General features: G+C 71.0%; 22 protein-coding genes and 1 pseudogene. 7 read left to right on the forward strand and 16 right to left on the reverse strand.

What is annotated here, in order from left to right; all coding sequences use genetic code 11:
* Nucleotides 1-50: 50 nt before the first annotated feature.
* Nucleotides 51-1,208: an acyl-CoA dehydrogenase gene (locus tag ACYUED_RS17005; protein ID WP_491293122.1), complete on the reverse strand. Its 1,158-nt coding sequence runs from the start codon at nt 1,206-1,208 to the stop codon at nt 51-53.
* 200 nt (nt 1,209-1,408) lie between these two features.
* Here ACYUED_RS17005 and ACYUED_RS17010 point away from each other — a divergent pair, with 200 nt between their 5' ends.
* Nucleotides 1,409-2,752 carry a UDP-glucose dehydrogenase family protein gene (locus ACYUED_RS17010; protein WP_491293123.1) on the forward strand — a complete coding sequence of 448 codons (1,344 nt, stop codon included), beginning with the start codon at nt 1,409-1,411 and terminating at the stop codon, nt 2,750-2,752.
* Nucleotides 2,753-2,860: 108 nt separating this feature from the next.
* On the opposite strand, the gene ACYUED_RS17015 is transcribed toward ACYUED_RS17010, so the two are convergent.
* Nucleotides 2,861-3,361, reverse strand: a complete 501-nt coding sequence (locus ACYUED_RS17015; protein ID WP_491293124.1) for a CGNR zinc finger domain-containing protein — start codon at nt 3,359-3,361, stop codon at nt 2,861-2,863.
* 106 nt (nt 3,362-3,467) lie between these two features.
* On the opposite strand from ACYUED_RS17015, the gene ACYUED_RS17020 reads away from it, so the two are divergent.
* Nucleotides 3,468-3,827 (forward strand): VOC family protein, encoded by a 360-nt coding sequence (locus ACYUED_RS17020; RefSeq protein WP_491293125.1) that lies wholly within the window; start codon nt 3,468-3,470, stop codon nt 3,825-3,827.
* A gap of 111 nt (nt 3,828-3,938) precedes the next feature.
* The gene (locus ACYUED_RS17025) at nt 3,939-4,328 is read left to right on the forward strand and encodes a VOC family protein (RefSeq protein WP_491293126.1); all 390 of its coding nucleotides are present in this window, start codon (nt 3,939-3,941) and stop codon (nt 4,326-4,328) included.
* A gap of 14 nt (nt 4,329-4,342) precedes the next feature.
* Here the strand turns inward: ACYUED_RS17025 and ACYUED_RS17030 are convergent, their stop codons facing one another.
* The 5 genes and pseudogenes from ACYUED_RS17030 to ACYUED_RS17050 form a co-directional block, all read right to left on the reverse strand.
* Nucleotides 4,343-5,449, reverse strand: a complete 1,107-nt coding sequence (locus ACYUED_RS17030) for a dipeptidase (protein WP_491294292.1) — start codon at nt 5,447-5,449, stop codon at nt 4,343-4,345.
* 114 nt (nt 5,450-5,563) lie between these two features.
* Nucleotides 5,564-5,843 (reverse strand): annotated as a pseudogene (locus ACYUED_RS17035) (MerR family transcriptional regulator); the annotation flags it as partial.
* Nucleotides 5,844-5,903: 60 nt separating this feature from the next.
* Complete coding sequence (locus ACYUED_RS17040) at nt 5,904-7,088, reverse strand: dipeptidase (RefSeq protein ID WP_491294293.1); 1,185 nt, start codon at nt 7,086-7,088, stop codon at nt 5,904-5,906.
* A 5-nt stretch (nt 7,089-7,093) separates the two neighbouring features.
* Entirely contained in the window at nt 7,094-7,633 is a 540-nt protein-coding gene (gene purE, locus ACYUED_RS17045; RefSeq protein ID WP_491293127.1) for a 5-(carboxyamino)imidazole ribonucleotide mutase, read from the reverse strand.
* On the reverse strand, nt 7,630-8,769 hold the full coding sequence (locus ACYUED_RS17050) for a 5-(carboxyamino)imidazole ribonucleotide synthase (protein WP_491293128.1): 1,140 nt from the start codon (nt 8,767-8,769) through the stop codon (nt 7,630-7,632). The genes purE and ACYUED_RS17050 overlap by 4 nt, the downstream gene beginning before the upstream one ends.
* Before the next feature lie 227 nt (nt 8,770-8,996).
* Here ACYUED_RS17050 and ACYUED_RS17055 point away from each other — a divergent pair, with 227 nt between their 5' ends.
* On the forward strand, nt 8,997-9,503 hold the full coding sequence (locus ACYUED_RS17055; protein WP_491294295.1) for a GtrA family protein: 507 nt from the start codon (nt 8,997-8,999) through the stop codon (nt 9,501-9,503).
* 61 nt (nt 9,504-9,564) lie between these two features.
* Here the strand turns inward: ACYUED_RS17055 and ACYUED_RS17060 are convergent, their stop codons facing one another.
* Nucleotides 9,565-10,842: an ATP-binding protein gene (locus ACYUED_RS17060; protein ID WP_491293129.1), complete on the reverse strand. Its 1,278-nt coding sequence runs from the start codon at nt 10,840-10,842 to the stop codon at nt 9,565-9,567.
* Between the two features lie 35 nt (nt 10,843-10,877).
* On the reverse strand, nt 10,878-11,555 hold the full coding sequence (locus ACYUED_RS17065; protein WP_266515605.1) for a response regulator transcription factor: 678 nt from the start codon (nt 11,553-11,555) through the stop codon (nt 10,878-10,880).
* Nucleotides 11,556-11,851: 296 nt separating this feature from the next.
* On the opposite strand from ACYUED_RS17065, the gene ACYUED_RS17070 reads away from it, so the two are divergent.
* A complete protein-coding gene (locus ACYUED_RS17070; RefSeq protein WP_491293130.1) occupies nt 11,852-13,348 on the forward strand; it encodes an oligopeptide:H+ symporter in 1,497 nt (498 codons plus the stop codon).
* 98 nt (nt 13,349-13,446) lie between these two features.
* Here ACYUED_RS17070 and ACYUED_RS17075 read toward each other — a convergent pair whose 3' ends face one another.
* The 6 genes from ACYUED_RS17075 to ACYUED_RS17100 all read right to left on the reverse strand — a co-directional run bounded on the left by ACYUED_RS17075 (nt 13,447) and on the right by ACYUED_RS17100 (nt 19,101).
* A complete protein-coding gene (locus ACYUED_RS17075; RefSeq protein ID WP_491293131.1) occupies nt 13,447-14,763 on the reverse strand; it encodes a hypothetical protein in 1,317 nt (438 codons plus the stop codon).
* Nucleotides 14,760-15,836, reverse strand: a complete 1,077-nt coding sequence (locus ACYUED_RS17080) for a hypothetical protein (RefSeq protein ID WP_491293132.1) — start codon at nt 15,834-15,836, stop codon at nt 14,760-14,762. The genes ACYUED_RS17075 and ACYUED_RS17080 overlap by 4 nt, the downstream gene beginning before the upstream one ends.
* Nucleotides 15,833-16,660, reverse strand: a complete 828-nt coding sequence (locus ACYUED_RS17085; protein ID WP_491293133.1) for a hypothetical protein — start codon at nt 16,658-16,660, stop codon at nt 15,833-15,835. Before ACYUED_RS17085 ends, ACYUED_RS17080 begins: the two co-directional genes overlap by 4 nt.
* A 29-nt stretch (nt 16,661-16,689) precedes the next feature.
* Nucleotides 16,690-17,400 carry an LPXTG cell wall anchor domain-containing protein gene (locus tag ACYUED_RS17090; RefSeq protein WP_491293134.1) on the reverse strand — a complete coding sequence of 237 codons (711 nt, stop codon included), beginning with the start codon at nt 17,398-17,400 and terminating at the stop codon, nt 16,690-16,692.
* A gap of 567 nt (nt 17,401-17,967) precedes the next feature.
* Nucleotides 17,968-18,492: an ATP-binding protein gene (locus tag ACYUED_RS17095; RefSeq protein WP_491293135.1), complete on the reverse strand. Its 525-nt coding sequence runs from the start codon at nt 18,490-18,492 to the stop codon at nt 17,968-17,970.
* A 231-nt stretch (nt 18,493-18,723) separates the two neighbouring features.
* Complete coding sequence (locus ACYUED_RS17100; protein ID WP_491293136.1) at nt 18,724-19,101, reverse strand: STAS domain-containing protein; 378 nt, start codon at nt 19,099-19,101, stop codon at nt 18,724-18,726.
* Nucleotides 19,102-19,338: 237 nt separating this feature from the next.
* Here ACYUED_RS17100 and ACYUED_RS17105 point away from each other — a divergent pair, with 237 nt between their 5' ends.
* Nucleotides 19,339-20,259 carry an RNA polymerase sigma factor SigF gene (locus ACYUED_RS17105; RefSeq protein WP_491293137.1) on the forward strand — a complete coding sequence of 307 codons (921 nt, stop codon included), beginning with the start codon at nt 19,339-19,341 and terminating at the stop codon, nt 20,257-20,259.
* Between the two features lie 218 nt (nt 20,260-20,477).
* The gene (locus ACYUED_RS17110) at nt 20,478-22,040 is read left to right on the forward strand and encodes a ricin-type beta-trefoil lectin domain protein (RefSeq protein WP_491293138.1); all 1,563 of its coding nucleotides are present in this window, start codon (nt 20,478-20,480) and stop codon (nt 22,038-22,040) included.
* Nucleotides 22,041-22,084: 44 nt separating this feature from the next.
* Here the strand turns inward: ACYUED_RS17110 and hutI are convergent, their stop codons facing one another.
* Nucleotides 22,085-23,254 (reverse strand): imidazolonepropionase, encoded by a 1,170-nt coding sequence (gene hutI, locus ACYUED_RS17115; protein WP_491293139.1) that lies wholly within the window; start codon nt 23,252-23,254, stop codon nt 22,085-22,087.
* Nucleotides 23,255-23,273 lie beyond the last annotated feature (19 nt).

Genomic DNA, 23,273 nt, shown 5'->3' on the forward strand with positions numbered 1-23,273 from the left:
CGGCCGGGGGTGCGGGCCACGCCCACGCACGCGTGTGTCCTGCCGAAGCCCTACGGAAGGTTCCTCGCCATCACGATCCGCTGGACCTGATTCGTGCCCTCGTAGATCTGCGTGATCTTCGCGTCGCGCATCATGCGCTCCACCGGGTAGTCACGGGTGTAGCCGTAGCCGCCGAGCAGCTGGACCGCGTCCGTGGTGACCTCCATCGCCACGTCCGAGGCGAAGCACTTGGCCGCCGCGCCCTGGAAGGTGAGGTCCTTGTCGCCGCGCTGCGACTTCGCCGCCGCGGCGTACGTCAGCTGGCGGGCGGCCTCGATCTTCATGGCCATGTCGGCGAGCATGAACTGGATGCCCTGGAAGTCGGCGATCGGCTTGCCGAACTGCTTGCGCTCCTGGACATACCCCTTGGCGTAGTCGAGCGCGCCCTGGGCGATACCGAGGGCCTGGGCCGCGATGGTGATGCGGGTGTGGTCCAGGGTCTTCATCGCCGTGGCGAAGCCCGTGCCCTCCTCGCCGATCATGCGGTCGGCCGGGATACGGACGTTGTCGAGGTAGACCTCGCGGGTCGGGGAGCCCTTGATGCCGAGCTTCTTCTCCGGGGCGCCGAAGGAGACGCCGTCGTCCGACTTCTCGACGACGAACGCCGAGATGCCCTTGGAGCGCTTGGTGGGGTCGGTCACGGCCATCACCGTGTAGAACTCGGACTCGCCGGCGTTGGTGATCCAGCGCTTCACGCCGTTCAGGACGTAGGTGTCGCCTTCGCGGACCGCCTTCGTCTTCATGCCGGCCGCGTCCGAGCCGGCGTCCGGCTCGGAGAGGCAGTACGAGAACATGCCCTCGCCCTTGGCGAGCGGGGTCATGTACTTCTTCTTCAGCTCCTCGGAGCCGGAGAGGATCACCGGCAGCGAGCCCAGCTTGTTCACGGCCGGGATGAGGGAGGAGCTGGCACACACGCGTGCCACCTCCTCGATCACGATCACGGTCGCCAGCGCGTCCGCGCCCGCGCCGCCGTACTCCTCGGGCACGTGCACCGCGTGCAGGTCGTTCGCGACCAGGGCCGCCAGGGCCTCCTGCGGGAAGCGGGCCTCCTCGTCCACCGCGGCCGCGTACGGCGCGATCTTCGCCTCGGCCAGCGAACGGATCGCGTCGCGGAGCATGTCGTGCTCCTCGGACGGGCGGTACAGGTCGAAGTCAGCCGATCCGGCCAAGGTCTCTCACGCTCCAAGGACGCTTCTGACGCACCGTGGTGACGCCGCTAATTACCGTTAAGTAACTCAAATTTTAGGGGGCGGCCCACGGGAGTGATACGTGAGCTTGGCGACAGCGGGAAAACTGCCCCGCGCAGGCCCGTTTCACGCCACGACTATGCTCGTCCCGCGCACCCCCACGATGCACCCCAGGAGCATTCATGAGCCTCAAGATCACCGTGATCGGCACCGGCTACCTCGGCGCCACACACGCCGCGGCCATGGCCGAGCTCGGGTTCGAGGTACTGGGGCTCGACGTCGTACCGGAGAAGATCGAGACGCTCCAGCGGGGCGAGGTCCCGATGTACGAGCCCGGCCTTGAGGAGCTGCTCAAGAAGCACGTGGCCGGGATCGAGGGATCGAGCGGGCGGCTGCGGTTCACCATGGACTTCGCCGAGGTCGCGGCCTTCGGTGACGTGCACTTCGTGTGCGTGAACACACCGCAGCGGCACGGGGAGTACGCGGCCGACATGTCGTACGTCGACGCCGCCATAGCCTCCCTCGCCCCGCACCTCACCGGCCCCGCCCTGGTCGTGGGCAAGTCCACCGTGCCGGTCGGTTCCGCCGACCGGCTCGCCGCCTACCTCGCCGAGCACGCGCCGGCCGGGGCGGACGCGGAGCTGGCCTGGAACCCGGAGTTCCTGCGCGAGGGCTTCGCCGTCCAGGACACGCTGCACCCCGACCGGCTGGTGGCGGGTGTGCGCAGCGAGCGGGCGGAGAAGCTGCTGCGCGAGGTGTACGCGACGCCGATCTCCGAGGGCACGCCGTTCGTCGTCACCGACTTCCCCACCGCCGAGCTGGTGAAGACGGCCGCCAACTCCTTCCTCGCCACCAAGATCTCCTTCATCAACGCGATGGCCGAGGTGTGCGAGGCCGCGAACGGCGACGTGGCCAAGCTGGCCGAGGCGATCGGGTACGACGACCGGATCGGGAGGAAGTTCCTGCGCGCGGGGATCGGCTTCGGCGGCGGGTGTCTGCCCAAGGACATCCGGGCGTTCATGGCCCGCGCCGGTGAGCTGGGGGCCGACCAGGCGCTGACCTTCCTGCGCGAGATCGACTCGATCAACATGCGCCAGCGCGGGCAGATGGTGGAGCTGGCGCGGCAGGTGCTCGGCGGCGGCCCCTTCCTGGGCAAGCGCGTCGCGGTGCTCGGCGCGACCTTCAAGCCCGACTCGGACGACGTACGGGACTCCCCCGCACTGAACGTCGCCGGGCAGATCCACCTCCAGGGCGGCCAGGTGACCGTCTACGACCCCAAGGGCATGGACAACGCCCGCAGGCTCTTCCCGACGCTCGGCTACGCGGACACCGCCACGAAGGCGGTCCGGGGCGCCGACGTCGTACTGCATCTGACGGAGTGGCGGGAGTTCCGCGAGCTGGACCCTGAGGAGCTCGGCGCGGTCGCGGCGGACCGGGTGATCCTGGACGGGCGCAACGCCCTCGACCCTCAGGTGTGGCGCAAGGCCGGGTGGACGTACCGGGCGATGGGCCGCCCGACCGCCTAGAGACAGGCAGGGCTTTCGACGTACACGACGCCGGTTCGGCCGAGGCTCAGTCGGCCGAACCGGCGTCTGGTTGCATTCTGCACCACCGGCCCCGGCGCTGCGGGTGAACTACTTCGCCCGGTACCGGCGCATTTTCGCGCGCGCCCCGCACACCTGCATCGAGCACCAGCGCCCGCGGCCGGCCGGGCTGCGGTCGTAGTACGCCCAGTGGCAGGTGACGGCCTCGCAGGCCTTCAGGCGCAGCCAGGTGCCGGCGACGAGGGCCTCGGCGACGGCGGCGGCGACACGGGAGTTCAGGGGGCGTACGTCGGTGGCGGTCAGCGCCGCCGAACCGTCGACGGCGTCGACGGTCAGGCGCAGGGGCGCCGAGGCCAGCAGGTCGTCCAGGGGCGTGACCCGGGCGTGGGGCGGGTGGCCCGCGTGGGCGAGCAGCACCGCGCGCAGGGATTCGCGTAGCTCGCGTGCGGCGGGGACCTCGTCCTCGGTGAGCCCGAACGGCGCGCGGCCGTCCGCCGTTTCGAGGGCGTCGGCCCCCGACTCGATGTCCAGCGTGTTCACCAGGGACTCGACCAGGACCAGACCGCCCGGCGCGGCCGATCTCTCACTCATGCTTGCGACGTTACCTCCAATGCGAGAGCATGCAGTAACTGTTACTGGTTGCAGGCCTTTACGGGTAACCGCATCCATGGGTTACCCCGACTCCGAGGAGGAAGTCATGGCTCTCGCCAAGCTGGGTGTCGTCGTCCTGGACTGTCCCGACCCGAGCGCGCTGGCCGGTTTCTACGCCGGTGTGCTGGGCGGCACCGTCGAGGGCGAGGGCGACTGGGTGGATCTGAAGGTGCCCGGCGGACAGTCGCTGGCCTTCCAGTCCGCCTCCGGGTTCGTGGCGCCCGAGTGGCCCGCGCCCGACCACTCGCAGCAGTTCCACCTGGACCTGACCGTCGACGACCTGGACGCGGCCGAGGCGGGCGTACTGGCGCTGGGCGCCAAGCCCCTGGACGCCGACGACCGCTCGCGCACCTGGCGGGTTTACGCGGATCCGGCAGGACACCCGTTCTGCCTCTGCGCCTGCTGACCCGTCCTACCCACTCCGTGCGCCTGAACCTGTCTCCGCGCCTGTTCTCCGCACCTGTCCGTGCACCTGTCTTCGCATCCGTCCGCGCGTCCGCTGAACCAGGAGGACATCATGTCCGTGGTCCGCTTCCGCTCCGTCGTCCTCGACTGCCCCGACCCGCGCGCACTCGCCCGCTTCTACGCGGGCGTCGTGGGCGGTACGCCCGAGGAGGGGGACGCCGACTGGGTCGTACTGCACGTCCCGGGCGGGCCCCGGCTGGCCTTCCAGCGGGCGGAGGGCCTCACCCCGCCCGAGTGGCCGCGCGCGGACCGCAACTCGCAGCAGTTCCACCTCGACTTCGACGCCGGGTCGACCTGGGAGGAGATGGACGCGGCGCACGAGAAGGTGCTGGCGCTGGGCGCGCGGCCGCTGGATCTTGAGGACCGGGAGAAGAAGGACTTCCAGGTGTACGCCGATCCGGCCGGACACCCCTTCTGCCTGTGCCGGATCGAGAACCGGTAAGCGGCCTTTTCCTGTCACCCGTCCACTTCCGCGATCTTCGCCGTCGACGGCTCCCGGCGCTGCTGGGCCGCGCGGGCGGCGAAGTCGCCGCTGCGCAGGACCCGCTGGACGTTGCCCCAGGTCAGCAGGGCGATGTCGGGCTCGGACCAGCCGCGGTGCAGCAGCTCTGCGATGAGGTGCGGATAGCAGGAGGCGTCGCCGAGTTCCTGGGGGTGCGCGGTGCCGGCGTCGTAGGTGCCGGACAGGCCGACGCAGGCCGGCCCCGCCACCTCGCGCACATGGTCGAGGTGGTCGGCGACGTCCCGGACGGACTGACCCGTCTGCTCCGGTGTGAGCGGCACCATGCACAGGCCCTTGGCGGCGCCCAGCTCGGCGAGCAGGTCGTCGGGGAGGTTGTCCGGGTGGGTGCACAGGGAGCGGGCGGCGGAGCGGGTGAACAGGGCCGGCGCCCTGGAGACCGCAAGGACCCGGCGGACGGTGTCCGCGGAGGCGCCGGAGAGGTCGGGAAGCACGCCGACCCGGTTCATCTCGCGCACGACCTCCTCGCCGAACCGGGTGAGCCCGGCCTCGCTCGCCCAGGACACCCCGGACAGGGTGAGGACGCGCAGGCCGAGGGCGTGCAGGGCGCGCAGGATGCCGAGGGAGTCGCCGAGGGCGGCGGCTCCGGCGGGGCCGAGCAGGACGGCGATGCGGCCGCAGTTGCGGGCGTCGGTGGCCTGCCCGGCGGTGCACACCAGGCGCAGGCCCTCGGGGTGGGTCCGTACGACGGTGTTCACCAGGTCCAGCTGCTCCAGGGTCGCGCCGACGGCCCGGTCCCCGACGATGCCCCCCGGCAGGTGCAGCGACCAGAACAGCGCGCCGACGTGGCCCTCGCGCAGCCGTGGCACGTCCGTGTCGACGGAGGCCTCGCCGAGCTCCAGGTCGTACCAGGGCATATGCCTGAGCGCCCACGGCAGTCCGCTGTAGCCGTCGGCGACGGGATGGACGGCGAGGATGGCGCGGGCGCGCTCCAGCGGGGCGCCGGCCGGGTCGGAGACCTGCGCGTAGGTCTCGGCCTCGAAGGGGTCCGGAAGGCCGTCGAGCTCGCTGGTGCTGTGCAGTTCGTCCTGGAGGTCTGCCATGGCGGGCTCCGTACGTCGTGAATCGTCCCCAAGGGGTACGGTCACCGTCGCACGGGGGCGCGGGGGGCTTCCTGGTGAGTGGGGCGTTCGGGGGACCGGACCGGTACAGCGCTCCTGGGCCGCCTCGATGACCTCGTCCAGGGTGTCCCGGGAGCGGACCAGGTCGGCGATCACGCGGTCGATGCGGTCGCGTTCCGGCGCGAGGTCCGCGGCCGGACACGGGGTTCGCCGAAGGCCCGCGGTCCTGGTCGCGCATACAGGGCAGCAGCTGCCGGATCTTCTCGCTGTGCAGCCCGGCCGCGTGCGGCTCCTGGATCCGCACGACCCGGTCCACGGCCGCCTCCGGGTGGTCCCGGTGCCCGCCGGACGTGCGCACCGAGGCGAGCAGCTGCTGGGGCACCGGGGGCGGGGCCGACGGCTGCACCGACCACCCCGCCCTCGACGCTCGGCCGGCTCAGCCCTCGGAGCCGTCCAGCGACTCGATCGTGGCGTTGGACGGCGAGCGGGTCGCCTGAAGGCCCCGTGCCACGTCCTCCGCCGCACCCAGCACCCGTACCGAGTTCTGCCAGGTCAGCTTGGCCAGGTCGGGCTTCGACCAGCCGCGGTCCAGCAGTTCGGCGATCAGGTTCGGGTAGCCGGAGACGTCGCTCAGACCGTCGGGTGTGAAGGCCGTGCCGTCGTAGTCGCCGCCGATGCCGAGGTGGTCGATGCCGGCGACCTCGCGCATGTGGTCGAGGTGGTCGGCGACCGTGGACACCGTGGCGACGGGGCGCGGCGTGCGCTCCTCGAAGGCGCGGTGCAGCTTCATCGCCTCCTCGCTGGTGTCCAGGTGGTGGAAGCCGTGGGCGCGCAGGTTGTCGTCGGCCGCGGCCGTCCAGTCCACGGCCGCCTGCAGCACGAACTTCGGCACGAACGTGACCATGGCCACGCCGCCGTTGCCCGGCAAACGTTCCAGGACGTCGTCCGGGATGTTGCGCGGGTGGTCGCAGACGGCGCGGGAGGAGGAGTGGGAGAAGATCACCGGCGCGCTCGTCGCGTCGAGGGCGTCCCGCATCGTCGTCGCCGCCACGTGCGAGAGGTCGACGAGCATGCCGAGGCGGTTCATCTCCCGGACGACCTCACGGCCGAAGGCGGACAGACCGCCGACGTTCCGCTCGTCGGTCGCCGAGTCGGCCCACGGGTTGTTGTCGTTGTGGGTGAGCGTCATGTAGCGCACGCCCAGCCCGTACAAGCCCCGCAGCGTGCCCAGCGAGCAGGCGATGGAGTGGCCGCCCTCCGCCCCCATGAGCGAGGCGATACGGCCCTCCCGGCGCGCCGCCTCCATGTCCGCGGCCGTCAGCGCGGGCGCCAGATCCGCCGGATGCCGCGCCAGCAACTGCCGTACGCAGTCGATCTGTTCGAGCGTCGCGGGCACCGCGTCCGGCAGGTCCGAGCGCACGTACACCGACCAGTACTGCGCGCCGACGCCGCCCTCGCGCAGACGCGGGATGTCGGTGTGCAGATGGGCGTTCTGGGGCTGCGCGATGTCGCGGACGTCGAGGTCGTAGCCGACCTTGCGCAGCGCCCAGGGCAGGTCGTTGTGCCCGTCGACGACCGGGAACTCGACGAGCAGGGCGCGGGCTTCCTCCAGGGAGGTCATCTGCGTCACTTCCCGAAGCCGAAACCGCCGCCGGCGTTGCCCTCGACCTTGGCGCGCAGGCGCTTGCCCTTCTCCGTCGCCTGGTCGTTCAGCTCCTGCTGGAACTCCCGCATGCGGACGAGGAGTTCCTCGTCGTGTGCGGCGAGGATGCGGGCCGCGAGGAGGCCGGCGTTGCGGGCGCCGGCGACGGAGACCGTGGCGACGGGCACACCGGCCGGCATCTGCACGATCGACAGCAGGGAGTCCATGCCGTCCAGGTACTTCAGGGGCACGGGCACACCGATCACCGGCAGCGGGGTCACGGAGGCGAGCATGCCCGGCAGGTGGGCGGCGCCCCCGGCGCCCGCGACGATCACCTTCAGACCCCGCTCGGCGGCCTGCTCGCCGTACGTGATCATCTCGCGCGGCATCCGGTGCGCGGAGACGACGTCGACCTCGTACTCGATCTCGAACTCGTCGAGGGCCTGGGCAGCGGCCTCCATGACGGGCCAGTCGGAGTCCGAACCCATGACGATGCCCACGACGGGGCCGGCAGCGGTACTCATGCGGTGATCGTGCCTCTCAGGTAGCCGGCTGCGTGACGTGCGCGTTCGAGAACGTCGTCCAGGTCGTCGCCGTAGGTGTTGACGTGGCCCACCTTGCGGCCCGGCTTCACGTCCTTGCCGTACATGTGGATCTTCAGCTTGGGGTCGCGGGCCATGCAGTGCAGATACGCGGAGTACATGTCCGGGTAGTCGCCGCCGAGGACGTTCACCATGACCGTCCACTTCGCGCGCGGGCGCGGGTCGCCGAGCGGGAGGTCGAGGACCGCGCGGACGTGGTTGGCGAACTGGGACGTGATCGCGCCGTCCTGGGTCCAGTGACCCGAGTTGTGCGGGCGCATCGCCAGCTCGTTGACGAGGATGCGGCCGTCGCGGGTCTGGAACAGCTCGACGGCGAGGTGGCCGACGACGTCCAGTTCCTTGGCTATGTTCAGGGCCAGCTGCTCGGCCTGCAGGGCGAGGGTCTCGTCGAGACCGGGAGCCGGTGCGATCACCGTGTCGCAGACGCCGGCCACCTGCTGGGACTCGACCACCGGGTAGGCGACCGCCTGGCCGTGCGGGGAGCGGACGACGTTCGCCGCGAGCTCGCGGACGTAGTCGACCTTCTCCTCGGCGAGGACCGGGACGCCCGCGCGGAAGGGGTCCTCGGCCTGGGTCACGTCGTCGACGACCCACACGCCCTTGCCGTCGTAGCCGCCGCGGACCGTCTTGAGGACGACCGGGAAGCCGTCGCCCTCGGCCGCGAAGGCGGCCACGTCCGCCGGGTCGGCGACGATACGGTGCCGCGGGCACGGCACGCCGATCGCATCGAGCTTCGCGCGCATCACGCCCTTGTCCTGGGCGTGCACGAGCGCGTCGGGGCCGGGGCGCACGGGGATGCCGTCCGCCTCCAGGGCCCGTAGATGCTCGGTGGGTACGTGTTCGTGATCGAAGGTGATCACATCGCAGCCCCTTGCGAACGCGCGCAGCGTGTCGAGGTCGCGATAGTCGCCGATGACGACATCGCTGACGACCTGCGCCGCGGAATCCTGAGGGGTGTCACTGAGGAGCTTGAACCTGATGCCGAGCGGGATGCCTGACTCGTGTGTCATACGAGCGAGCTGGCCTCCGCCGACCATGCCGACTACCGGGAACGTCACACCCCCAGGGTATCGGCCGCGCCGGCCGGACCGGTTTCCGGCCGTTTTCCGCCTCTCTTACCTGCCTCTTTCCGGATGTTTCCCCCTCTTCCCCCGCTCTTTCCAACCTGTTTCCGACCTGTGAGCTCATGCACAGCGGTTTATGAAGGGGGGTGGTTAGCATGGTTTGAGTTGACGAATACGACGACGCAGACGATGCAGCCGACCGGATGGGGGCCTTCAGGACCATGGACCAGGGTTCCTCCGGGCTGCGAAGGCTCGCACACGAGATCGCCAAGTTCGGTGCGGTGGGTGCTCTCGGCACCGTCGTGAACTTCGGCGTCTCCAACCTGCTGTGGCACCTGACCAGCCTGCAGGCCGTGCGCGCCAACGTGATCGCCACCGTCGTCGCCATCGGCGTCAACTACCTGGGCTTCCGCTACTTCACCTACCGGGACCGTGACAAGAGTGCGCGGACCAAGGAACTGACGCTGTTCCTGGCCTTCAGCCTGGTCGGCCTGGTGATCGAGAACGGCGTCCTGTACGCCGCGATCTACGGCTTCGGCTGGGACAGCTCGCTGCAGCGCAACATCTTCAAGGTCGTCGGCATCGGCCTGGGCACGCTGTTCCGGTTCTGGTCCTACCGCAGCTGGGTGTTCAAGGCCCTGCCGGACCGGGAGCCGCTCGCCGACGCGGAATCGTTCCTGGAGAAGGCCGGGGCCGAGCGGCCCAAGGCCGAACAGCACGTCAGCTGAGCCGGCCGCACCCCGCTCGGCCGTCCGAGCCCGGCTGTCGGAGCCCGACGATCGGGCTCGGCTATCGGACCGTCGGTTCCTCGTCCTCGGCCGGCGTGCGCTTCAGTGGCGGCGTGCGGGACAGGAACAGCCCGAACACCGGCGGCATCGTCTGCAGCATCTCCAGGCGTCCGCCGTCCGCCTCCGCCAGATCCCGGGCCACAGCCAGCCCGATGCCCGTCGAGTTCCGCCCGCTGATGGTCCGCTCGAAGATCCGTGCGCCGAGGTCCGCGGGCACGCCGGGACCCTCGTCGGTCACCTCGACCACGGCCTGGTTGCCGGTCACGCGCGTACGCAGCGCCACCGTGCCGCCGCCGTGCATCAGCGAGTTCTCGATCAGTGCCGCCAGCACCTGCGCGACCGCGCCCGGTGTGGCGACCGCCTGCAGATGCCGCTTGCCGGAGCTCACGATCGCCCGCCCCGAGCTGCGGTAGGCGGGCCGCCACTCGGCGAGCTGCTGCTGGATGACCTCGTCGAGGTCGAAGGAGACGGCGTTGCCGGTGCGGGGGTCGCGGGAGTTGGTGAGGAGCCGCTCCACCACGTCCGTGAGGCGCTCGACCTGGGTGAGGGCGACGTTGGCCTCCTCCTTCACCGTGTCCGGGTCGTCGGTGAGGGTGATCTCCTCCAGCCGCATCGACAGCGCGGTCAGCGGTGTGCGCAGCTGATGGGAGGCGTCGGCGGCCAGGCGCCGTTCGGCGGTGAGCATGCGGCCGATGCGCTCGGCCGAGGAGTCCAGCACGTCGGCGACCCGGTCCAGCTCCGGGACGCCGTAGCGCTTGTGGCGGGGGCGCGGGTCGCCGGAGCCCAGCCGCTCGGCGGTCTCGGCGAGGTCGGTGAGCGGGGAGGCGAGCCGGTTGGCCTGGCGGATCGCCAGCAGGACGGCGGCCACCACGGCGAGCATCGCGACAAGCCCGATGACCAGCAGCGTCCGGCCGACCTCACGGCTCACCGTGGAGCGCGGCTCCTCGACGACGACCCGCTCGCCCTCCTCGCCGGTGGCCCGTCCGCGGATGGCGTCGCCCTCGGGCTTGGTGCCGACCTTGATGGCGGCCTGCCCGGGGATCCGGATGACGGCGTACCGCTCCCCCGTGACCTGCTTCTTGAGGACGTCCGCGGTGACGGCTCCCGCCCCGACGAGCCGGCTGTCCACGATGCTGGCCAGTCGCTGCGCCTCGGAACTGACCCGTTCCTGGGCGCTGTTGCTGATGGTCCGCGTCTCGACGATGACGAGGGACACGCCGAAGACGGCAATCACGACGAGCACCACGGCGAGCGTGGACTGGATCAGTCGACGGCGCATGTCCTCTGTACCTGGGTCGGGCTACGGGTGGGGGTTCAGCTCTTCTCGAAGCGGAAACCCACGCCTCGTACCGTGGCGATGTACCGGGGGTTCGCCGCGTCGTCGCCCAGCTTCTTGCGCAGCCACGAGATGTGCATGTCGAGGGTCTTGGTCGACGACCACCAGGTGGTGTCCCAGACCTCGCGCATCAGCTGGTCGCGGGTGACGACGCGTCCGGCGTCCCGCACGAGGACCCGCAGCAGGTCGAACTCCTTGGCGGTCAGCTGGAGTTCCTCGTCGCCCATCCACGCGCGGTGCGACTCCACGTCGATCCGCACGCCGTGCGTCGCGGGCGGCTGCACCGGCTCCGCGGCGCCGCGCCGCAGCAGGGCGCGGACACGGGCGAGCAGTTCGGCGAGCCGGAAGGGCTTGGTGACGTAGTCGTCGGCGCCCGCGTCGAGACCGACGACGGTGTCCACCTCGTCGGCACGCGCGGTGAGGATCAGGACCGGCACGGTGTGGCCTTCGGCACGCAGCCGGCGGGCCACCTCCAGGCCGTCCATGCCGGGCAGACCGAGGTCCAGCACGACCAGGTCGATGCCGCCCTGTATTCCGGCGTCGAGTGCGGTGGGGCCGTCCTCGCGCACCTCGACCTCGTAGCCTTCCCGGCGCAGGGCGCGGGCCAGCGGCTCCGAGATGGACGCGTCGTCCTCGGCGAGCAGTACACGGGTCATGAGGTGATGGTAGTCCGCTCTTGAGATGTGCTGGGGTGTGATCGGCACGCGTGATTCTTACCTTTGGGCGGATCGGTGCGAGCCTGTGTCTGTGTGGTGCGATCGCGGTGGGGGCCTTGGAAAGGGTGTGTACGGTTCCACGATCACCTGTGATCCGTGTCTCAAGTCCTTCCATATCCGGCAGTGTCCTGCCGTATGGTGAAACAACGCCTGTAGCACTTCGATGACCTTTGGCGACCACTTGGCGCTGAAGGTCTCATTTGTGTGCGGTAAACCCCCACCAGCAAGGAACGACCATGGCGTCCAGCTTGACGACGGACTCGGTTCGCCCGGGCACCCCCCCTTCCGGGAAGACCTTCTTCGGCCACCCTCGCGGTCTGGCCACCCTCTTCATGACCGAGATGTGGGAGCGCTTCTCCTACTACGGCATGAAGGCACTGCTCCCGCTGTACCTGGTGGCCCCGGGCGGGCTGCACCTGAGCGCCGGCGCCGCGACCGCGATCTACTCGGTGTACCTGTCGCTCGTGTACCTGCTCACCCTGCCGGGCGGCTGGTTCGCGGACCGTGTGCTCGGCCCCCGCAAGACCGTCGCCGTCGCCGGCGTGGTCATCATGCTGGGCCACCTCACCCTGGCCCTGCCGAGCTCCGGCACCTTCTACGCGGGCCTCGGTCTGGTCGCCATCGGTTCCGGTCTGCTGAAGGCCAACATCTCCACGATGGTCGGTCACCTCTACGACGGCCCGCAGGACCCGCGCCGCGACGGTGGCTTCACGCTCTTCTACATCGGCATCAACCTGGGAGCCTTCGCCGCACCGCTGGTCATCGGCACCGTCGGTGAGAGCGTCAACTGGCACCTGGGCTTCGCGCTGGCCGCGCTCGGCATGGCGCTGGGGCTGGCCCAGTTCCTGCTCGGCACGCGCCACCTGGACGCGCGCTCGGACATCGTCCCGACGCCGCTGTCGGACGCCGAGAAGAAGGCCACCCTGACGAAGGCCGCCCTGTGGGCGGGCATCGCGGCCGTCTTCTACATCGCCGTCGGCGTCTCCGGCGTCTACACGCTGAACTGGCTGCTGGTCCCGATCACGATCGCGGGTCTGCTCATCCCGGTCGTCGTGATCGCCCGCATCAAGCGGGACAAGGAACTGGACCGCGCCGAGCAGTCCAAGATGAGCGCGTACATCTGGTTCTTCGTCGCCGCCGCCGTGTTCTGGATGATCTACGACCAGGGTGGTTCGACCGTGTCGCTGTTCGCCGAGGCCTCGGCGAAGAACACGGTCTTCGGCTGGGAGTTCCCGGTCTCCTGGTACCAGTCCGTCAACCCGGTCATGATCATGGCGCTCGCGCCGGTCTTCGCCTGGGCGTGGCTGGCGATGGCGCGGCGCGGCAAGGAGCCGAGCACCGCGGTGAAGTTCACCGGCGGTCTCGTCCTGATCGGTGCGTCCTTCTTCCTCTTCCTCGCGCCGCTCTCGATCGCCGACGGTGGTCACAAGGCCGCGGCGATGTGGCTGGTGGGCATCTACTTCGTGCAGACGGTCGGTGAGCTGATGCTCTCCCCGGTCGGCCTGTCGGTCACCACCAAGATGGCGCCCGCCAAGTACGCCTCCCAGATGATGGGTGTCTGGTTCCTGGCCGTCACCGCCGGTGACGCCACGACCGGTCTGCTGTCCATCGCGGGCGTCGACCTGAACAAGACGGGCATCGTGACCCTGCAGGCGGTGCTCGCGGTGCTCGCCGGTGCCGCGGTGTGGATGTACCGCAAGCGGGTCAGGGAACTCATGGGCGACGTGCACTGACGTGGTCCGCTGACGACGTCCTCCGGCGTGGTCCCCACGACGAGAGGGCCACTGCATCCTCGTGGGTGCGGTGGCCCTCTCGCCGTAGGGGCTGGGTCCTACCGAGCCCGGCGCCCCGGCAGGAACGTGAACACCGCCGCGCCCAGCAGCACCGCCGTGCCTGCCACCAGGCCCAGGGCCTTCAGCGCGCCGTGGTCGCTCGCGCCCGTCTCGGCCAGACCGCCGCTCGACGACGAGGACGAGGACGACGTACCGCCGGAGGTCGACGACGAGCCGCCCGACGCGCCGCTCGCCTGCTGTGTCGTGTCCAGGGTCAGGGAGACCTCGGACTTGTCGGGCTTGCAGGTGGTCGTCGTGCCGAGGGCGTTGATCGTGAGGACGCCCGGGGAGAGGGTCGACCTGCCGTCGGCGCCCGGCTTGTAGGTGCCGGTGAGGTCGGGGATCTCGATCGGGTCGCCGGACTTGATGGCCTCGGAGTTGGTCGGCCCCTCCACATGCACCGTGCCCTTGTCGGCGCCGCCCAGGGCCACCTCCATCGACGGTTTGACCGAGCCCTTCGGGATGTCGGCCGGACTGTCCATCACCGACTTCTTGAACTGCACGGTGAGGGCGAAACTCCCGCCGTCCTTCTTGGCGTTGATCTGGATGGGCGAGGTCGCCTTCTTCTCGCCGATGGGCGACTGGCAGGTGTAGGGGGTGTCGACTTCCTTGCCGGTGAAGTCCGACTGGTCGCTGCCGGTGCCGTCACTGGCGGAAGCCGACGCGCTCGCCGTGTCGGAGGCCGACGCGGACGGCGAGGCCGACTGTGAGGCCGAGCCCGTCGGGTCCGGCGTCGTACTCGACGAGCTTCCGCCCCCGGCGGTCACCTCGATGGTCGCCGCCTTCTGCACCGTCTGCGTGGGCGTGCACTTGGTGTCCGTCGACATGGCGTTGACGGTGTAGGCGTCCGGCGTCAGCGTCACCTCGCCCGGCGCGGTCAGCTTCAGGGTGCCCTTCATGTCGGACAGCACCATGGCGCCGCCCTTGGGGATGGCCGGGTTCTCCCGCGTCCCCTGCATCGCGACGGCGGTGGTCTGGGCGCCGGCCGCCTTGAGGGTGCCGGACGGCTGGACCGAGTTCGCGGGCAGGTCGATGATGTCCGGGTTCTTGGAGGCGGCCTGGACGAACTTCCATACGACGTTCACCGTGTCGCCCACCTTCGCCGTGGCGGGCGCGGTGACCTCGACCTTCGTGGTGCCGTCGACGGGAGGGATGCCCGCAGGCGGCACGCAGTGCGTCGCGAACGACACCTCCGCGGCCTGCGCGGGCCCGGCGGCCAGCCCCAGCATGGCTCCCGCGCCGCCGAGCACCAGCACGGCGGCAGCCGCGACCGGCCTCCCCGTGCCGGCCGGTGTGACTCTCCTTCGCTTTCTCACGTGGGTCCCTTCCTGGTGGGAGTCGTAGGACTCGTCGGGCTGTCGTCGTGCGGTGCGGAGAGCCGGCCGGCCGTCCCCGGATCGGAGTCCGGGGTGAACCACGGCAGGGTCGTAGGGGAGGCGGGCGCTTCTTCCGCCCGGGTGGTGAACTTCGGCAGGTGCAGGCCGAGTTGGGGCAGGCGCAGCCCCCGGTGCCGGATCCCGCCGGCGCGCCGTGGCCGTATCCGGTCCACGACGGCCATCCCGGTGCGGAACACCGCGGCGGGCACGACCAGGCAGACCAGGATCCAGAACAGGGTCACGCCCCAGGGCCGGCCCACGCCCCAGGGCTGTTCGGCGAGGACCCTCCCGCCGTACTTGAGTGAGACGGTGTAGTCGCCGTGCGCGCCCGCCGTGAGTTCGACGGGGAGCTTCATCTGTGCCCTGCGGCCGGGCTCGATGGTGCCGCGCCACTGCTGGTCGTCCCACCGCGGGGCGAACACGCCGTGGGAGGTGCCGACCTGGAAGACGGGGTTCCTGACCGGGGTCGTGCCGGCGTTGCCGACGGTGAGGACGAGGGTGCGCGAGGCCGGAGCTCCGAACCAGGTGAGCAGGCCGCTGGAGCCGTCGAGCCGGGTGTCCGTGAGGACCGACAGCCGCCCACCGGACGCCACGGCGGGCAGTGGTTCGACCGCGTGCCCGGCCACCTGGAGGACCGCGTCGGCCTGCGCCTTCGCGCCCTCGACGGTCGCCACGTGCACCACGCAGGGGCAGGGCACGGGCGGTTCGGTGACGGGCAGCTTCTTGCTGAAGGATCCCCTTGCATCGGTGGTGACGGCTCTTCCGTCCGCGTTGGCACAGGAGTTGGTCCCGCCGATCACGCCCCGGGACGGCACGGACCGTCCGCAGACCAGCACCATCAGCAGGGCGTGCGACCGCCAGCCGCTGCCACTGACGGTGACCGAACCACCGGTCCCCGCCTGGGACTTGGAGAGCCTCACGCTCGGCCCGTCCGCCGCGGCCGTGCCCGCCAGGGGCAGCAGGAGCAGCGCGAGCACCGCCAGCAGCGCCGGCATCCGCAGCTTGCCGTTCACATCACCGCTCCCGTCAACTCGGTTTCCGTACGCGGGGATTCGAACTCCTCGCCGTCGGTCGTACGGCGCCTGCGACGTCGTACGAGAAGCAGCGCGGCGCCTGCCGTCACCGTCCCGGCGGTCCCCGCCACCACGCCCCACGGCACGAAGCGTGCCGATGCTCCGGCCGAGTCGTGCGCGCCGCCCGCCGCGGTCACGGTCAGCCGGACGTCGACCGAGTCCAGGGCGGGACGGTCGGGCCAGGGCTCGGTGAGCCGCAGACGCCGGCCGGGCGGGAGGCGGACGGGCAGGGTGCGCTGGGCGCGGTCGAGGACCTGGCCGAAGAGCCCGTCGGCGTGCACGGCGAGCCTCGGCACGAGGGCCGTGGTGCCACGGTTGACCAGGTCGTAGGTGATGCGGTCGCCGCGCACCGCCACGTGCTCGACGGTGAGCGCGGACAGTGCCGGTCCGCCCACCCGCAGACGGACCGGGACCGAGGCCGTGCGGCCGTCCTGGTCACGGGCGACGATCGCGCCCGTGCGGTCGTCGCGCCCGCTCACCGTGAAGGGGACGTCCGCCCGGGTGCGGGCGGGCACCCGTACCCGGCCGTCGGCGAAGACGACCGGGACGCCGGTGCCGCTCAGCCGTACCGTGACCGTCCGCCCGCTCCGGTTGATCACCGACACCGTGTCCTGCAGGACCGTCCCGGGGGCGCCCTCGGCGTAGAAGGAGGGGCGGGAGCCGCCGGAGGGCGCCAGCGACCAGCCGTCGGCGGCCGAGGCCGACGGGGCGACGGTCAGCACCAGCAGCAGGGACACGAGCAGAACACGGGCGGCGGACGACATCCGGCGGCTCCAGCGGTGGTGGCAGCGGTTCAGCGGCGGGCCGGCTGGTTCCTCCGCGTGATCCACAACGCGCCCGCCGCTCCGGCGAGGAGCACCGTGCCGCCGAGCGTGCCGAGGGCGATGGCGGAGTCGTCGGGGCCGGTCTGCGGGAGGGAAGAGCCTCCCGAGGACGAGCCGCTGTCGGCCGCCGCGCCGCCGCTCTGTCCGGTCCCGCCGGAGGAGCCGCCGCTCGCCGCCGTCACGTCCAGCGTGAGGGCCGGGCCGGGGTTGTTGGACGGTGTGCAGGTGGTCGTGGTGCCGAGCGCCTTGATGGTGAGGATGCCCGGGGTGAAGGTGACCTTGCCGGTCTTCTTCGGCGTGTACGTGCCCGTCAAGTCGTTGATCTTGATGGGGGTGTTGGCCGGGATGGCGGCCTGGTTGGCGGGCCCGGAGACGGACACGGTGCCGCTGTCGGCGCCGCCCAGCCTGATGGTGGCGCTCGGGCTCATCGCACCCTTGCCCAGCTCGACCGGGCTGGAGGAGACGCCCTTCTGCCACGACATGGTGAGCTTGTAGCCGCTGCCGCTCCTGACGCCCTTGATGTCGATGGGCGAGACGGCGCTCTTGTTCCCGATCGGCGTCCTGCACTGGTAGTTGACGTCGACGACCGAGGCCTCGGCTGCGGGGGCGGCGAGCAGCACCGCCGAGCCGGCCAGGGCCGCGGCGGACGCGAGCGCGGCGGTTCGTTTCCGGTACGACACGGTTTCCGCTCCCTCTTCGAGTTCCTGACGGCACATCAGATTGGGCCGTCAAGGTACGCCCGGGGTCTTGAGGAAGGAAGAGACGGTGCGGGCCGGAGTTGTGGGGATCCGGCGCGCGCCGAAAGGGGTGCGGGTGGAGGAGGCGGGCCGTGGGTGACCCTCGGTAACCCCTGCCGACCCGGTCGAGCCTGCCCCACCGGAAGATGTCGGCCACGCCCCGGCCTGCCGACCGACGGTGCATGTCCCTCCCCGCGCCCGGGAGGGGGTTCACTGCGGAGCGCCGGACGGCCTTCACAGCGGGCGGCGGCTCGCTCGGCTCGCGTGGGTCGGGGCGGCTACTTGTCTCCGTCGGGGCGGGGGCTGGCGGGGGCTGCTTGCCCCCTCGGGGCGGAAGGCTCCTTGCCCCCCTCGGCACGTGCAGACGAGGACAGGCGACCGCGAGCGCCCGGCAGAGCGGATCACGTGGGTACACCCGGCACAGCGGACTACGCGGACGCGCCAAGCACGGCGAATCACGCGAGTGCACCCGCGCACAGCCGACTACGCGGGTACGTCCGGCACAGTGGACTACGCGGGGGCGCCCAGCTCCGCCCACACGGTCTTGCCCGTCGCCCCGGGCGTCCGTACCACGCCCCAGTCCAGACACAGGCGCTGCACGATGAACATGCCGTGCCCGCCGGGGCGGCCCGCGCGGTGCGGGGTGCGGGGTGCGGGCTGGCCCGAACCCTTGTCCGAGACCTCGATGCGGATCACCTTCTTGTCGCAGGAGATCCACAGCTCGTCCGGGCCCTCGGCATGGAGACAGGCGTTGGTGACCAACTCGGAGACGACCAGCAGGACATCCTCCGCGGCGGCTCGCTGGTCGGCGGTGGCGGCGGGCAGCCACCCCCACGCGTACAACGCCTGGCGGGTGAAATCGCGGGCGAGCGGCACGACGCCGCTCTCTCCGTCGAAGTTCAGCCTGCGGACCTGGCCGCTCCCGGACGACACGGGCGCAGCCGACGATTCGGCCCCATCACCCTCGGACCCCCCGGAAGCGCCGCTGGGCTCCGGGCCGCGGTCGCCCGGCGAGTAAGGCCGGGTGGTGCTCATCAGCGCTTCACCTCACCGATTCACCAGTTCACGATTCAAGAGTCAGTACGTAGATCGACGGTGGATCCGTCGCCGTGCTGCCGACATGTTCAGGATGTCTCCTGCCCGACCGAACCGGCAGAACACCCCCTTATTCGGCACGGAGGGCCGGACGCCCGGAAACCGCCGGTCCCGCAGGGGACCGCGTAGGGGGTCTGGGGGCATGACACAGCCTCGGGCCCGCCGCCGCACTCAGCCGGCTTGGTCGGCCAGGGCCGCTTCGAGGGTGTCGTGGACGGTGAAGACCGCTTCCGCCCCGGTGATCTCGAAAACGCGCGCCACCACGGGCTGCATCCCCGCGAGGTGCACCCCGCCTCCGGCGGCCTCCGCCTTGAGGCGGGCGCCGAGCAGCACATTGAGTCCGGTGGAGTCACAGAACTCCAGCCGTGAGCAGTCCACGACCAGCCGGTTGAAACCCTTGGCAAGGCATGCCTCAAGTGGCTCACGCAACAGATCGGCGGTGTGGTGATCCAACTCACCCGCCGGGGTCACGACGGCACTGAGGCCTTCTTCCCTGACCTCCACCAGTAGCCGGCCAGACTGTGCGCTGCCGACCGTCCCACGGTCCATGCCGTCTATCTCCCGACGTCGGGGCTGCTGACTCACGCCCTCGAACACTACGCCTTCCTCACACTCTCCGACACCCGAACAACCGCCCGCAAACGGACATATCCCCACGTAGCGCACTTGCGGTGGGTGTGGGAAAGCGGGTAGGGCTAGTAGAGATACGTAACCGACACGGCCGGCTTTGGAGGCGCCGCACACCGCAGTGCACAAACTGGCTTCGGCAGCCATATGCCGAGAACGATGGAGGACATCATGTCACCCCGGCTCGACGCATCGCACACCCAGGAGGCGACGTCGACTTCCCCTCCGGAACATCTGGATCCCATCGAGAGCATCGAGAGCGACGACCCAGACGCGCTTGCCGGGCTTCCGGACATCCCCCCGTTCGACGAAGTGGGACCGGTGGACGCCCGAGCGCTGTCCAAGACCCTCTTCGAGCGGCTCGAGTCTCTCGAGGAAGGCACGTACGAGTACTCGTACGTGCGGAACACGCTCGTCGAACTGAACCTCGCCCTGGTCAAGTTCGCCGCCTCCCGCTTCCGCTCGCGCAGCGAGCCGATGGAGGACATCATCCAGGTCGGCACGATCGGCCTGATCAAGGCGATCGACCGGTTCGAGCTCGCCCGGGGGGTGGAGTTCCCCACGTTCGCGATGCCAACCATCGTCGGTGAGATCAAGCGCTTCTTCCGTGACACCTCGTGGTCCGTGCGCGTGCCGCGCCGGCTGCAGGAGCTCCGGCTCGACCTGGCCAAGGCCGGCGACGAGCTGGCCCAGAAGTTCGACCGGGCACCCACCGTGGCGGAGCTCGCCGAGCGCCTCGGCCTCTCCAAGGACGAGGTCGTCGAGGGCATGGCGGCGTCGAACGCGTACACCGCCTCGTCGCTGGACGCCCAGCCCGAGGAGGACGACGCCGAGGGCGCGCTCGCGGACCGGATCGGGTACGAGGACCACGGGCTCGAAGGCATCGAGTACGTGGAGTCCCTGAAGCCGCTGATCGCCGAACTGCCGCCGCGGGACCGGAAGATCCTCTCCCTGCGCTTCGTCGCGGGCATGACCCAGTCGGAGATAGGCGACGAGCTCGGCATCTCGCAGATGCACGTGTCGCGATTGCTGTCACGGACGCTGGTGCGATTGCGCAAGGGACTGACGGTCGAGGAGTGAGCCTCCCTCGTGGGGCACGTCCTGGGGGGACACCTCCCTCGTGGGACGCCTTTTTCTGAGCGCGGTGCCGCCCGGACTGCCGGGCGCGCCGCGCTCAGCCGTGTCCCGGGTTACCCACAGAAACCCTTTCCCCAAAGGTCTCCATCCCTCACTATGGGCCCGCATACCCACCGGTAGGTCAGGACTCCGGCGGGCGCAGGGCGTAAGGAGGCGGGTGGATGGTTCGGGCCGACGGGACCGACAAAGGTGTCGAGACCGGGGGCGGCCGGGGGTCTGGGGGTATCCCCCAGAAAGGGGTGCATGCGGACGCGCCCGACGCGCGGCTGACCGAACTGCTGCGCACCAGCTCCGCCACCGTCTATCCGGCCCTTCAGGAGCTTCGCGCCCGCCATCAGCCGGGCGTCCTCGCCTATGCCCGGCTGTGCACGGCGAGCGAGTCCGCCGCACGGCAACTGGCCGCACAGGCCTTCACCCTGGCCGCCCGGCAGACCGCGCGCGGCGCCGAGCCCCTTGTCCCGCTGCGGCTTCAGCTCCTGCTGCTGACCGGGCGGCTGGCCGCGTCCTGGGCGGGCGACGAGCGGGCCGGCGGCCTCGACCCCGGTCTGCTGCTGGTCCTGAGCACGGCGGGACCCGAGGGCCCCGTACCGCCCATGCTCACCGCGTTCCAGTCGCTGCCCTCCCGCGTCCAGGGGCTGGTCTGGTACGGCGTCGTGGAGCGGGAGACGGACGACAGGACGGCCGGCTTTCTGGGCCTGACCCCCGAGGACGTGAGCCACGAGACCGCGTCCGCACTGCAGGCCATGGGCCAGGCCTGCCTGCGTGCCCGCCTCGCCGCCTCGGACGACCCGCGCTGCGGCAACTTCGGCCGGCTCATCGAGGAGTCCGTGCGCCCGGACAGTCCGCGCGAGAGCGCCGACCTGCACGCCCACATGGCCCGGTGCCCGCACTGCACCACGGCCTACGAGGAGCTGTCGGCCCTGCGGGACTCCCCGCGCACCGCGCCGGCCGAGGGGCTGCTGCCCTGGGCGGGCACGGCGTACGTCACCCGTGAGGCACCGCGCCCGAGGGCCCTCGCGGACGTGTCGGCCTGGCCGTCCTCGCGCCGCTACCTGCTGGCCTCGGTGGCCCTCGGCGTCGCCCTGACTCCCCTGCTCGTGTTCCTGCTCTCGCAGGGCGGTTCGTCCTCCTCCCCCTCCCCGCAGGCGGCGGGAGCCGTCAGCACACCGCCGAGCCGGCCACAGGTCACGGTCACGGCGACGGTCTCGCCCACGCCGTCCCCCTCGGCGACCGCCAAGTCGCCGTCCCCGACGAAGAGTTCCTCCCCCTCCGGCAAGCCCTCGACCTCACCGCGCCCCTCGCCCGCCCCGGCCCACGCCCCGAACGGCTCCTACGCCCAGGTCGTGAACGTCGCCACCGGCTTCTGCCTGGACATCCGCGACGGCGACCTGGAGAACGGCACGGACGTGGTGACGGCACCCTGCTCCTCGTCCCGCACCCAGCGCTGGCGCGTCGACGCCGCGCGCGGGATCGTGCAGTCCTCCGCCGATCCCGACTTCTGCCTGGACAGCCGCGGCGACGCGCACAAGGGCGCGGGCATCTGGGACTGCGGCTCGGTCGACGGCGACCACGGCCGGAACCTGGGCTTCACCGTCGATCCCGACGGGGTGATCCGCCCCGCGATCGCCATCGAGACCGCCCTGACCCCGTACGACGGCGACGGGGTGGCACTGCGTCCGCTGAGCGGGGGCGGCCTGCAGCGGTGGCGGGCAGGGGCGGCCTGATCGCCCCCCGACCGCCGTCCGATCGCGGTCTGGTTGCCGCCTGATCAGGCCTGTTGCACGCCTCGGCGCCACACGGCGGTGACCAGGGGCACTCCCGGCCGGTAGGCGAGGTGTACGTGGCTCGGGGCGTCGAGGGTGATGAGGTCCGCGTAGGCGCCGGGCGTCAGCCGGCCGATGTCGTCGCGGCGCAGGGCCTGCGCTCCGCCCGCGGTGGCCGCCCACAGCGCCTCGTCGGGGGTCATCCCCATGTCGCGTACCGCGAGGGCGATGCAGAAGGGGACCGAGGAGGTGAAGGACGAGCCCGGGTTGCAGTCGGTGGAGAGGGCGACGGTGACGCCGGCGTCGAGGAGGCGGCGGGCGTCCGGCCACTCGGCGCGGGTGGAGAACTCGGCGCCGGGGAGGAGGGTGGCGACCGTGTTGCCGTTCGCGAGGGCGTCGATGTCCGCGTCGGTGAGGTGGGTGCAGTGGTCGGCGCTGGCCGCGTCGAGTTCGACGGCCAGTTGCACGCCGGGGCCGTAGGAGAGCTGGTTGGCGTGGACGCGCGGGTGCAGGCCCTTGGCCCTGCCCGCGGTGAGGATCGTGCGGGCCTGGTCGCCGTCGAAGGCGCCCTTCTCGCAGAACACGTCGATCCAACGGGCGTACGGCGCGCAGGCGTCGAGCATCTCGCCGGTGACGAGGGCGACGTAGGCGGCGGGATCGTCGGCGTGGTCCGGGGAGACGATGTGGGCGCCGAGGTAGGTGACCTCGTCGGTGTGCGCGGCGGCGATGCGCAGGGCGCGGGCCTCGTCGGCGACGGTGAGGCCGTAGCCGGACTTGGTCTCCAGGGTGGTGGTGCCCTGGCGGAGGGCCTCGGCGAGGTAGCGGGTGAGGTTGGCCTCCAGCGTCTCGTCGCTCGCGGCCCGGGTGGCGGCGACCGTGGTGCGGATGCCGCCCGCGGTGTACGACCGCCCGGACATACGGGCGTTGAACTCCTGCGTCCGGTCGCCCGCGAAGACCAGGTGCGAGTGGGAGTCGACGAAGCCCGGGACGACCGCCCGGCCACCGGCGTCGACCCGGTTGTCAGTGGCGGGTGCTTTGCTTGATTCACCGGTCCACGCGATGCGGTCGCCGTCGATGACGAGCGCCGCGTCCTGGATCAGTCCGAGGGGACCGTCACCGAGGGAGGGGTCGTTGGTGACCAGCGTGGCGATGTTGGTGATGACGGTGCTGCTCATGGCGTCCTCAGGGATGACG

Source organism: Streptomyces sp. DF42, assembly GCF_058267695.1.

Excerpts from the sequence above, each read along its gene's own strand:
- ACYUED_RS17010 (WP_491293123.1), top strand. The coding sequence starts at position 1,409 with ATGAGCCTCAAGATCACCGTGATCGGCACCGGCTACCTCGGCGCCACA.
- ACYUED_RS17015 (WP_491293124.1), bottom strand. The coding sequence starts at position 3,361 with ATGAGTGAGAGATCGGCCGCGCCGGGCGGTCTGGTCCTGGTCGAGTCC.
- ACYUED_RS17020 (WP_491293125.1), top strand. The coding sequence starts at position 3,468 with ATGGCTCTCGCCAAGCTGGGTGTCGTCGTCCTGGACTGTCCCGACCCG.
- ACYUED_RS17025 (WP_491293126.1), top strand. The coding sequence starts at position 3,939 with ATGTCCGTGGTCCGCTTCCGCTCCGTCGTCCTCGACTGCCCCGACCCG.
- ACYUED_RS17030 (WP_491294292.1), bottom strand. The coding sequence starts at position 5,449 with ATGGCAGACCTCCAGGACGAACTGCACAGCACCAGCGAGCTCGACGGC.
- ACYUED_RS17040 (WP_491294293.1), bottom strand. The coding sequence starts at position 7,088 with ATGACCTCCCTGGAGGAAGCCCGCGCCCTGCTCGTCGAGTTCCCGGTC.
- purE (WP_491293127.1), bottom strand. The coding sequence starts at position 7,633 with ATGAGTACCGCTGCCGGCCCCGTCGTGGGCATCGTCATGGGTTCGGAC.
- ACYUED_RS17055 (WP_491294295.1), top strand. The coding sequence starts at position 8,997 with ATGGACCAGGGTTCCTCCGGGCTGCGAAGGCTCGCACACGAGATCGCC.
- ACYUED_RS17060 (WP_491293129.1), bottom strand. The coding sequence starts at position 10,842 with ATGCGCCGTCGACTGATCCAGTCCACGCTCGCCGTGGTGCTCGTCGTG.
- ACYUED_RS17065 (WP_266515605.1), bottom strand. The coding sequence starts at position 11,555 with ATGACCCGTGTACTGCTCGCCGAGGACGACGCGTCCATCTCGGAGCCG.
- ACYUED_RS17070 (WP_491293130.1), top strand. The coding sequence starts at position 11,852 with ATGGCGTCCAGCTTGACGACGGACTCGGTTCGCCCGGGCACCCCCCCT.
- ACYUED_RS17085 (WP_491293133.1), bottom strand. The coding sequence starts at position 16,660 with ATGTCGTCCGCCGCCCGTGTTCTGCTCGTGTCCCTGCTGCTGGTGCTG.
- ACYUED_RS17095 (WP_491293135.1), bottom strand. The coding sequence starts at position 18,492 with ATGAGCACCACCCGGCCTTACTCGCCGGGCGACCGCGGCCCGGAGCCC.
- ACYUED_RS17100 (WP_491293136.1), bottom strand. The coding sequence starts at position 19,101 with ATGGACCGTGGGACGGTCGGCAGCGCACAGTCTGGCCGGCTACTGGTG.
- ACYUED_RS17105 (WP_491293137.1), top strand. The coding sequence starts at position 19,339 with ATGGAGGACATCATGTCACCCCGGCTCGACGCATCGCACACCCAGGAG.
- ACYUED_RS17110 (WP_491293138.1), top strand. The coding sequence starts at position 20,478 with ATGGTTCGGGCCGACGGGACCGACAAAGGTGTCGAGACCGGGGGCGGC.
- hutI (WP_491293139.1), bottom strand. The coding sequence starts at position 23,254 with ATGAGCAGCACCGTCATCACCAACATCGCCACGCTGGTCACCAACGAC.